Genomic DNA, 9,521 nt, shown 5'->3' with positions numbered 1-9,521 from the left:
ACAAGTACATTTTTTAGCACGCGCATCAGGTAACTCAATGAATGGCGGTAAACACCCAATACTTGATGGTGATTTACTGTTACTTGAGCTTATAACCTCCGACAAAGCGGGATCGCTACGCGGCCTATTGAATGATAATGATTTGATTTTTGAGCGCCTCGGTGGCACCCGTGCATTGTATCAAGTTTTTGAAAATGAAATACTTCTCAGCGTAAATGGTGAAAACTACCCGCTCCCTGTTAGTGACTTAACTGCGGTTAAATTACTCACTGACCACACTATGGTGACAGCAGAGCAACTAAATAGTTCAAAAAATAGTTTAGTTTTTATACAAACCTTTACTACACTAATTAATGAGGGGATTTGGTTTTGCTAGGAGTGTGTTTGTATGGGCTATCATATCAACAAGGTAGAATGGGATATAGGTAAGGAGTTACTACAACAGATCAGAGAGCGGGTATTTGTATGTGAACTACATATTCCCAAACATATCGAGTTTGATAATCTTGATAGGTATGCTCATCATATACTGGTAACAGATGACAGCCAAGGCCCAGTTGCAACAGGCCGATTATGTAGCGATGGCCTTATTGGCCGTATTGCGGTGCTGCCAGAGCACCGTAATCGCTCCGTCTATCGTTCATTGCTGAATTATATCGTTGAGCTTGCACAACAGCAGGGTTGTGATTGCGTCAGCATTAATTGTATTTTAAATGAGGTAGAACGATTTAAACGTAATGGCTTTGAACAACAAGGTTGTGTGTTTATGGAAGCAGGTATTCCACGGCTTCGTATGCAATGCCCCATTAATAAATTCAATACGAAACCATTTACACTGGTGCATTGATAAAAATTTATTAAAAATGGCCATCCTAGCGAGTTAAAAACCACCAATTTAACGCAATGGGCATTAAAAAAGCGAACATATTAATGTGCAACTCCACATAACACGTTCGCTTTTTTAATTTTTAAAGCTGTTCTTTATATTAAAATCTTTAAGTTAAAATTATAAATAAGCTTTCAGGTCAATTAACTTCGTTTGCCCACAGCTGTTCTTTTTCGTACATTTCATAAATACCATGCGCACGATTAATTAGTAGGTTTGCAAAATCAACTTTAGTTTTATCGTGTCCACCGGTTTGCATAATTTGATCTGCTTTTAACTGCCATTGCAGAGAAAAATATCGCAGCGCATCACGCGCATTTTCGGCAACTGATGCTAACGCATGATCAGTTGGTAAGCGACCGGTGATAACCCAATAACTTTTACCGTCTTGGCCTTTAAACTTCCATAGGGCACATAACGGAGCGATAAAGCGGCTTTCTTTTTCTAGCAAAGTTTTTGGCATTACGCCCTTCTCTGCTAAATGCTTTTGTGCATTTTGAAAACACTCACGTTGCCATGCAATACTTTGCTGCTTTGCTTGTTCTTGTTCTTCTGGTGTTAATTCTTTAAGTTGTTTTTGTTCCACAGTATTCATCACTCGTTTACATAATTTTAGTTACTTTAAGGGCATATAATTATCGGCGCAAGTATAAAAGACCAATTCCAGCGAGAGCATAAACGATCGCCTGTTTTTTCTACACTCTAACCCATCGTTCTACGCACAACTGTTTACTAATACAGCAGAAAAATCAATTTATAGCTAATTTATAAACTATAAAGCCGTTGTTAATGCATACCAGCACGGTATTATTCATCGTTTGTTTAACGATAATTCTTTTTCGCTGTCATACGATTAAAAAAACTAGGAAAGAAACGTTTTATAGTCGGAGCCCAGCCACTGATCCCCTCGCCAACCACCACTTCATCTTTACGTTTAGCTATTGCACTGACCATTTGCTTCACAGCAGCCGTTACATCCATACCATTTTCAATGGAGTATTCAGCCTTATTTTGCGCAATACCATGTTCATTAAGTGAATTATGAGCAATAGCCGTTTTTATAGAGCCTGGGCAGATAGTCAAACAATGAATGTTTTTATTGGCCACTTCAGCTCGCAAACAATCCATAAAACCAACGACTGCATATTTAGAGCCTGAGTAACCGGTTCTGAACTTAGAGCCAACTTTACCTGCGACACTGCTGATTGATACTACACAGCCGCCGCCATTTTTAACCATACTCGGTAATACCGCTTTAGTTAGCGCAATCAAACCAAAATAGTTAACTTCCATAAGTTGACGATACACAATAAAGTCATTTTCTAAAAACAAACTACGCTGCGACACGCCACCATTATTAATTAAAATATCAACGTTACCAATCGTAGCCATACTATTTGTAACATACTCAAGTACCTGCTCAGGTTGTGATAAATCAAGAGGTATTACTTTGTGTTGTCCAGCCGGTAACTCGCTACAAAGTTGATTTAGTTTATCTGCACTTCTGGCTGATAAAATAATATTAGCGCCTAAGTGTGCTAACTGTATCGCTAACTCTTTACCAATACCTGATGATGCCCCGGTGATCCACACCGTTTTATTATTAAAGTTCATGCTCTACCTATGATTATTATTAAGGCTTTGTAGGACCCGCAATGTCTGTGATCTGTTGCTCAAGTTGTTTATATAGTCCGAGTAAAAAAAGCGCCTCAACAAGCACAAATAATGGCCCAATGATAAGCCCGATTAAGTCATCAACAAAAGCTGGTTTTTTACCTTCAAAATAATGCCCAATAAACTGTAAAACCCAGCCAAAAATAAAAACACCTATACTAACAGCTAACCAGCTAGTAAAACTAAGTGAAGCTATTGGCGCAGCCGCTATACTCATTACTACTAAAATAACAGCCATTATCAAACCTAGTGAGACATTAAGCAGTAAATAATAAATCACAGTAGCTAACACAAAAACATGAGCGCCATTGATAACATGATCAGCAACCGGTAAATTAATACGCGCTAATAAACACAATACAGCGTATACAATGAGTGGAATACCAAAAAAGTGTGTGAGTACATTGCGTTTTGAACGGTGATATAAGCCATAATTGCCCAGTTGTTGTTGCAGTGTTTTCATTTTCTCTACTTTATATAATTATCTTATTATTTACTTTAGCAGTTAACACAACGTAACAATGTCTTCTACCCGACATTTGTAAAATCCACTTATACAAATGCGCTTATGATTTTACCTTTATCGTGATCCGGGGTTTTAGATTGTAACTCACGGCCTTTTTGATATTCTTGTCCAAGCATTTTTTGTAACGATTCCATTTGTTTTGCTAATTCGTCATTCCCCCCTGCTGTTGTATTTTTTCTGTCAGCTTTTCAATCGCGGCCTTATGTTCAGCTATTTAATCTTTATCAACACCTAGTCGTTGATAAATAAGCGCTTCATTTACTTCTTCTAAAAAGTCTTTTCCATATGAAGGGTTTTTAAGGCTACTAACAGTATCAGCTTGGCTATTTTTTGCCGTTTCTGGCAATTCGGTTATTGCTTCGAATCCATTGATAGTTTTATTTTATAAAGCAAATTTAAGGCCAGTGAACCCATATCAGGTAAAAAATAGCACAGCTAATGTACAAGTAAAGCCAGCTGTTGTTTATCAAGAATTTCTATACGCTGGTAATGCAGGGAAATAAGCTTTTTTGCACTTAATAACTGCAAGATTTGATTAATAGTTTGACGAGTTAAATAGGTCATATCTGCGAGTTGTTGCTGCGATAACATAATAGTAGCGGTATTACTGGGCAGCGACATGGTTGCCATCATAACCAGCCGTTTACAGACTTTCTGCTGTGCAGTTAATAAAGCATGATCTTCTAATGAAGTGAACAGCAGCCGCATTTTTTGTGAAAGTAAAACACCAAAATCATGCCAATAAACAGGCGTGATTGTTAATAATTGTATCAGTGCCCGATGCGGTACATGTAGCAATCGAGCGGGTGTTTGTGCATAAACATCGTGGGTACGCAAACCACCATCAAATAAAGCAACTTCACCAAACCAAATAGCGGGATCTATAAAACTCAGTACCGCTTCTTTACCTCCTCCATTTACTCCACTGACTCGCATAACTCCATTAACAACAGCGTATAAACCCGCATTTTCATCTCCTCTTAAAAATAATGCTTCACCCGCATCGAGTTTAATTACTTTTGCATGTAACAATAGCTGGTGTTGAAATTCTTCCGAGCGGCTACTAAACCAATTTCCTTGGTTAATTATCGCACGGTCCTGTTCATTCATATCGGTTTACTCTACATTAGTTTTAATAATCAAATAATAAAAGGGATCACTATGTTACACAAAGTTATTTACAGCGGGTTATTGCTAAGTACGTTATCTGCACCAAGTTTTGCAGCAGCTCCTGATCAACAGCTCAACAAGAATCTAAAAAAAGCTAACCACAGTGTAAGTGAAAAAGTGATCACTTGGCGACGCCATCTTCACCAATACCCAGAGCTTAGTAACCGCGAATTTGAAACGGCTAAATACATTACTAAACATTTAAAAGCACTGGGGCTCGAAGTACAAACTGGGATAGCCCATACTGGTGTAGTTGCTAAACTCAAAGGTGGTAAAAAAGGCTCTTTGGTGGCACTGCGTGCCGATATGGACGCCTTGCCTGTCACTGAGCAAGTTGATTTACCGTTTGCTTCAACTCAGACCTCAACCTACCGTGGTAATGAAGTAGGTGTTATGCACGCCTGCGGCCATGATAACCATGTCGCTATTCTAATGGCTGTAGCTGAATCTTTGGCTAAAATTCAAGATGACTTAGCGGGTGATGTATTATTTGTCTTTCAACCAGCTGAAGAAGGTGCCCCAGAAGGTGAAGAAGGCGGTGCTGAACTCATGCTAAAAGAAGGCTTATTTAAAGAAAAACCTGACGCCGTGTTTGGTCTACATGTAACCAGTTCATTAAACACAGGCCAAATTGGCTTCCGTGAAGGTCCGCTTATGGCCAGTGAAGATTCATTTACAATCAATGTACAAGGCCGCCAAACTCATGGTTCACGACCATGGAATGGTGTTGATCCGATTGTGGCATCATCACAAATAATTATGGCCACACAAACAATTTCATCTCGCCAAGTTGATGTTACTAAAGCGCCGTCAGTTATTTCGTTTGGTGCTATTAATGGCGGCGTACGTTCCAATATCATTCCGGATAGTGTCGAGTTAATTGGCACGATTCGCACCTTTGACCAAGCAATGCGCGCTGATATCAAAAAACGTTTAGTGAAAACAGCTGAAATGGTCGCTGAATCCGGTGGTGCTAAAGCTGATGTACATATCGACCACGGCTACCCTGTCACCGTAAACGATGTAAAACTCACGCAAAAAATGACGCCAACACTAACTAAAGTTGCTGGGGCTGAGAATATCATTACCACTGATTTGATCACCGGCGCTGAAGATTTCAGCTATTACGCTTTAGAAACTCCTGGATTGTTTTTCTTTTTAGGTGTTACCCCACAAGGCCAAGATGCAAAAACGGCAGCAAGTAATCATTCACCACAGTTTTTCGCTGACGAGCAAGCACTGCAATTAGGCGTGAATGCTATGACGCAGTTAGTTGTGGATTACTTTGCAATGAAAAAATAACCAGCACACCAGCGTATATGCAAAATCATAATCGGTTGGCATAGAATAAATATACCCACACTCTGTGGGTATATTTAAAAGTATTGATAAACCTATACGGACTTATTTTATCGTGCTGTTAGTAACTGTGATAAATAATCAGGCTTACCTTCAATACGTTCAAGGTGAGGATATTTAAGGCCATCATGGTAATCAATCTGGATTTCACTGTACTGATCAAAGTTTTTCACCAATAGCATAATTGGCGCTTTTGAACCTTTAGCATCTGTCACTGCATCTTTGAGTGCATCAGCACTAAACTGAGTATTATTAACGGCAATAATTTGCATACTTGGCGCAAGACCCGCATTAAATGCAGGGCTATCCCATAATACATCACGCATTTTGCCTTCTTTATTTACTGAAAAGCCCAGAGAATAAAGTAAATCAGTTGATTTATAGCGGCTTTCAATCGCTTTAATTCCATCAGATGCTTTATCGTTATAAGTCAATTTCCAACCTTGGTCTTCCAGCGACTTAGATAAGTTAACATGGCCTTTTAAACGCGAATTAATAAAGTCATCCCATTGATACTTTTCAATGCCATTAAGCGTGTTAATCACATCATCAAATTTATAGGTCAACACATTCCAATCACCCGGATTTACGCCAAAAAAGTTCTGGGCAAAATCATCTAATGAATGACTGTTGTTACTCAATTCACGTAATTTTGCATCAACTGCAAACCAAATTAATTCTCCACCAGAGTAATAGTCTTCGCTCATTTGATAACTACGATAAGGCAATGATGAACGCTGAGCGATAGTTGGATCGTTGGTTGTATCTAAAATATTACGCCATGCCATGCCAGGGCGTCCTTGGTCATAGGTTGCACCTAAACGAGCTAGCATATCCATCGCATTTTCTTGGCTCCAAAGTCCAGAACGAGCCGCAATGACTTGCCCCCAAAACTGTGTTTGCCCTTCATATACCCATAAACCATTAGCTTCTTTAACTTGGTTATAGGTCGGTGTCCATAATGCGTCAGGGCGACGATATTTACCATTCCATGAATGATTAAATTCGTGTGCTAATAAATCGCGACCGACCCATGACTTATCCCAGTCAGTAAAATAATTTTCTTTCGCGCTATTTTCACTTGAGCGATGATGTTCCATGCCGATACCGCCTAACTTATCTGTCAGGGCAAGTAAAAAGTCATAATGATCAAAGTGATGTGCACCATAAAGCGCATACATTTGTTGAATAAGCTCACGGTGTGCTGTTAACCCTTCAGCACTGATCTCAAGATCTTTTTCTTTATCGGCAAAGACATTTAAGAACACCGGAGTATCTGCATTTGGGTTTAAATCAACACGCTTATAGTGGCTACCGGCAAACATTGGCGAGTCTACAAGGTTTTCAAAATCAATTCCCTCAAAGGTAACTGTATTGCCTTTTTGCGAAGATTTTTCAAGTGCAGTAGCAAACTGCCACCCTTTTGGTAACGTTACACTCGGTTGAAATTTAATTTTACGGCTATAGTGCCCAGCAGGGTAAAGCGCTACTGTATCCCATTGTAAATTGAGCATTTCTGGCGTCATCATAACGCGCCCTTGCGCTGAACTTTGTGGTGACAAGAATTGATATTCAACATGCAACTCACGTACACCTTTAGGAACCTTAAGATTAAAAGCATATACATTGCCAGGATCTCGTTGCCATTCGATCACTTTACCTTTTGCTGACATTTTCAATCCAGCCAACTGACTTATTGGTCCAACTGGTGAGTGATGTCCAGGTATCCATTGTGGATAAAGCAAAGTCATTTCACCAGCACTAACAGGGATAGTTTCGTTTATTTTAAAAATACGATGAGCTAGATCTGTGGCATCAACCGCTATTTTTATAGTGCCGGAATATGGAGTATCAATCGGGTTTGGAACATCAGCAAACGCTGGAAGCGTAAAGCCCATAACAGAGCTGAGGGCGGCAGCAGCAAAAACATGTTTATTCACTTACTTCTCCAATTAGAGAGGCGCAAAGCACGCGCATTAGATGGGTATTATTCTGGTAATTTGAGTGCAAAACACTCGGCAACCTCCTTTTTACTTTCAGAAATTTCTGAAACAACCAACATCAGTTATAACTATAACAACAGCTAATAGCAATGATTTATGGACGAACAACCATTTAATGCGTTCAATTTATTTGCGATTTAAGTCAATTTATAGTGCCGAATTTATCTGTATCAGCGCTTATTTGCATTCTTGTACTGAGAATATAAGAGCCCTGCAAGCACTGTTTTAAAACTTAATCATGCACAATACCTATGTTCAGGCTAAATAAATCATCAGTACGCTATCCTAATAAGCTACTTTTTTGGTAATGGTATGGAGACCACAATGGCATCTGACTATTTTCATTTGTTAAATTTGATCGGGGTAGCGTTTTTTGCCATCTCAGGTACTCTGATGGGCCATGAAAAAAACATAGGAGGTTTTGGTGTTGTGGTTGTCGCGTCAGTAACAGCGCTCGGCGGTGGCACACTGCGCGACGTATTGTTAAACCAGCCAGTATTTTGGATAGCCGAACCGGATTACTTATACGCAACATACAGCGCCATATTTATCGCCGTAATATTTATTCGTCATTTACCTCACGTATCAAACTATTACATGTTGCTGGTCGATGCTTTGGGCATGGCAATTTTTAATATTGTTGGCATTGAAAAATCCTTAATCGAAGGCACTACGATGATTGTGGCTATTACTATGGGCATGACCACGGGCATCTTTGGTGGTCTAATGCGCGATGTAATATGCCGTGAAGTCCCCCTTGTCATGCGCGAAGAGCTCTACTCCACCGCGTGCCTATCTGGTGGCTTAACTTATGCCACACTGTTTCTATTAGAAGTACCTTATGTTTGGTGTATTTTAGGCGCACTCTTTATTACCGTATTTTTACGGCTCGGTTCCCTACACTGGGGATGGCAACCAAATATATTTAGAAAAAGGTCGGTTAGAAAACAATAGTTTGCTATGTGAAGTTCCGATTAAAACGCCGAACTTTTGTACGTACCTTTTTCATCGATGATGACGTATTAAACTGAATCTTACGTCCCAATTTCCATTTTTCGTACCAGGTTACACCATAAAATTCATAGTTATTTAAGCTGAAATAAGCAAGAATATATCGTTTGCCTTAAATTCAAGCTCCATAAGTAGATCATCGTATTTCCAGTCTCGATACTCTTGTTATTAGGTAAGGGTATGCTTTGTGGAATCAGGCCGTTATAGGTGGCAATATGATACTTTTAGGCACCTTGTCTTATTTTACCCCTATTTTTTCAACTGTGTTTGCCTCTATTTACTTATCCGTTGCTTTAGCTGACTCTTTTTAACAAGGTGTTGTGCTGGTGACGATTGGTTCGTTAATTTGCTTTTGGGTTTCTCGCACAAAAAAACCTGTAGTAGATAATTAAATTTAAAAACGAGAAGCAAATAATGCTTCTCGCTTTATCAGGTTTTATTAGCTGGCTAATCTTAGCCCTAGCATCACCAGCATAACTAGATTCGCAATTACGCCAATCAAAAAGAAGTAGCTACGCGGGCTGGGGTTTTTCTCGGTGGCAATTGCGTAATACAGTGCCATATGAATTAAACGTGCAATGACGTAAACCCAAATACAGATTGCAAAAACCGAACTGTGGTAATTCATCACAAAAGCAAATAAAACCGTTCCTATAAATAACGCGCTGTTTTCTAATGTGTTATGAAAGGTGCGATGCGCTCTAAATATAAAACTCTCATGAGATAGGTCTTTATCAATTTTTCCTGGCACAGCCCCAGGCTGTTTGGCTTTACTAAACGTCGCCACTGCCCACTGTACTAACATCATAATTAAATATAAATAAAATGCTATAAACGCTGAATGTGCTATATCGGTCATTGTTTAATCCTTTGTGTTGTTATTAGAGTAGTA

At 39.3% G+C, this 9,521-nt stretch carries 11 protein-coding genes and 2 pseudogenes; 5 read left to right on the top strand and 8 right to left on the bottom strand.

Annotated elements, in window-relative coordinates; translation table 11 throughout:
- On the top strand, positions 1-376 hold a 376-nt coding region (locus H5232_RS08905), incomplete at its 5' end, for a winged helix domain-containing protein (RefSeq protein ID WP_310736872.1).
- A gap of 12 nt (positions 377-388) precedes the next feature.
- Entirely contained in the window at positions 389-847 is a 459-nt protein-coding gene (locus H5232_RS08900) for a GNAT family N-acetyltransferase (RefSeq protein ID WP_145233126.1), read from the top strand.
- 178 nt (positions 848-1,025) lie between these two features.
- Here the strand turns inward: H5232_RS08900 and H5232_RS08895 are convergent, their stop codons facing one another.
- The 5 genes from H5232_RS08895 to H5232_RS08880 all read right to left on the bottom strand — a co-directional run bounded on the left by H5232_RS08895 (position 1,026) and on the right by H5232_RS08880 (position 4,196).
- Positions 1,026-1,481 (bottom strand): DUF4826 family protein, encoded by a 456-nt coding sequence (locus H5232_RS08895; protein WP_220491234.1) that lies wholly within the window; start codon positions 1,479-1,481, stop codon positions 1,026-1,028.
- A 227-nt stretch (positions 1,482-1,708) separates the two neighbouring features.
- On the bottom strand, positions 1,709-2,500 hold the full coding sequence (locus tag H5232_RS08890; RefSeq protein ID WP_182830796.1) for an SDR family oxidoreductase: 792 nt from the start codon (positions 2,498-2,500) through the stop codon (positions 1,709-1,711).
- Positions 2,501-2,519: 19 nt separating this feature from the next.
- Positions 2,520-3,023: a DUF962 domain-containing protein gene (locus H5232_RS08885; RefSeq protein WP_182830795.1), complete on the bottom strand. Its 504-nt coding sequence runs from the start codon at positions 3,021-3,023 to the stop codon at positions 2,520-2,522.
- 277 nt (positions 3,024-3,300) lie between these two features.
- Positions 3,301-3,432, bottom strand: a complete 132-nt coding sequence (locus tag H5232_RS24200; RefSeq protein WP_259398447.1) for a hypothetical protein — start codon at positions 3,430-3,432, stop codon at positions 3,301-3,303.
- An 89-nt stretch (positions 3,433-3,521) separates the two neighbouring features.
- Complete coding sequence (locus H5232_RS08880; protein WP_182830794.1) at positions 3,522-4,196, bottom strand: Crp/Fnr family transcriptional regulator; 675 nt, start codon at positions 4,194-4,196, stop codon at positions 3,522-3,524.
- A gap of 51 nt (positions 4,197-4,247) precedes the next feature.
- Between H5232_RS08880 and H5232_RS08875 the strand changes: the two genes are divergently transcribed.
- Complete coding sequence (locus H5232_RS08875) at positions 4,248-5,558, top strand: amidohydrolase (protein ID WP_182717404.1); 1,311 nt, start codon at positions 4,248-4,250, stop codon at positions 5,556-5,558.
- 107 nt (positions 5,559-5,665) lie between these two features.
- Here the strand turns inward: H5232_RS08875 and H5232_RS08870 are convergent, their stop codons facing one another.
- Positions 5,666-7,555, bottom strand: coding sequence for a peptidase M61 (locus tag H5232_RS08870; RefSeq protein WP_310736871.1), 1,890 nt, complete (start codon positions 7,553-7,555; stop codon positions 5,666-5,668).
- 387 nt (positions 7,556-7,942) lie between these two features.
- Between H5232_RS08870 and H5232_RS08865 the strand changes: the two genes are divergently transcribed.
- Entirely contained in the window at positions 7,943-8,572 is a 630-nt protein-coding gene (locus H5232_RS08865; protein WP_182717403.1) for a trimeric intracellular cation channel family protein, read from the top strand.
- Between the two features lie 4 nt (positions 8,573-8,576).
- Here the strand turns inward: H5232_RS08865 and H5232_RS24615 are convergent.
- Positions 8,577-8,794: pseudogene (locus tag H5232_RS24615) on the bottom strand (ClbS/DfsB family four-helix bundle protein); the annotation flags it as partial.
- Between the two features lie 11 nt (positions 8,795-8,805).
- Between H5232_RS24615 and H5232_RS24190 the strand changes: the two are divergent.
- A pseudogene (locus H5232_RS24190) lies at positions 8,806-9,021 on the top strand (EamA family transporter); the annotation flags it as partial.
- A gap of 47 nt (positions 9,022-9,068) precedes the next feature.
- Here the strand turns inward: H5232_RS24190 and H5232_RS08855 are convergent.
- The gene (locus H5232_RS08855; RefSeq protein WP_182717402.1) at positions 9,069-9,488 is read right to left on the bottom strand and encodes an MAPEG family protein; all 420 of its coding nucleotides are present in this window, start codon (positions 9,486-9,488) and stop codon (positions 9,069-9,071) included.
- Between the last annotated feature and the right edge of the window lie 33 nt (positions 9,489-9,521).

The organism is Pseudoalteromonas sp. SG41-5 (genome assembly GCF_014164495.1).
Classification (GTDB): domain Bacteria; phylum Pseudomonadota; class Gammaproteobacteria; order Enterobacterales; family Alteromonadaceae; genus Pseudoalteromonas; species Pseudoalteromonas rhizosphaerae.
This window is presented reverse-complemented; position numbering and strand designations above follow the sequence as displayed.

Coding starts and splice junctions, on each gene's coding strand:
- H5232_RS08885 (WP_182830795.1), bottom strand. CDS start 3,023: ATGAAAACACTGCAACAACAACTGGGCAATTATGGCTTATATCACCGT.
- H5232_RS08855 (WP_182717402.1), bottom strand. CDS start 9,488: ATGACCGATATAGCACATTCAGCGTTTATAGCATTTTATTTATATTTA.
- H5232_RS08865 (WP_182717403.1), top strand. CDS start 7,943: ATGGCATCTGACTATTTTCATTTGTTAAATTTGATCGGGGTAGCGTTT.
- H5232_RS08890 (WP_182830796.1), bottom strand. CDS start 2,500: ATGAACTTTAATAATAAAACGGTGTGGATCACCGGGGCATCATCAGGT.
- H5232_RS08900 (WP_145233126.1), top strand. CDS start 389: ATGGGCTATCATATCAACAAGGTAGAATGGGATATAGGTAAGGAGTTA.
- H5232_RS08875 (WP_182717404.1), top strand. CDS start 4,248: ATGTTACACAAAGTTATTTACAGCGGGTTATTGCTAAGTACGTTATCT.
- H5232_RS08880 (WP_182830794.1), bottom strand. CDS start 4,196: ATGAATGAACAGGACCGTGCGATAATTAACCAAGGAAATTGGTTTAGT.
- H5232_RS08895 (WP_220491234.1), bottom strand. CDS start 1,481: ATGAATACTGTGGAACAAAAACAACTTAAAGAATTAACACCAGAAGAA.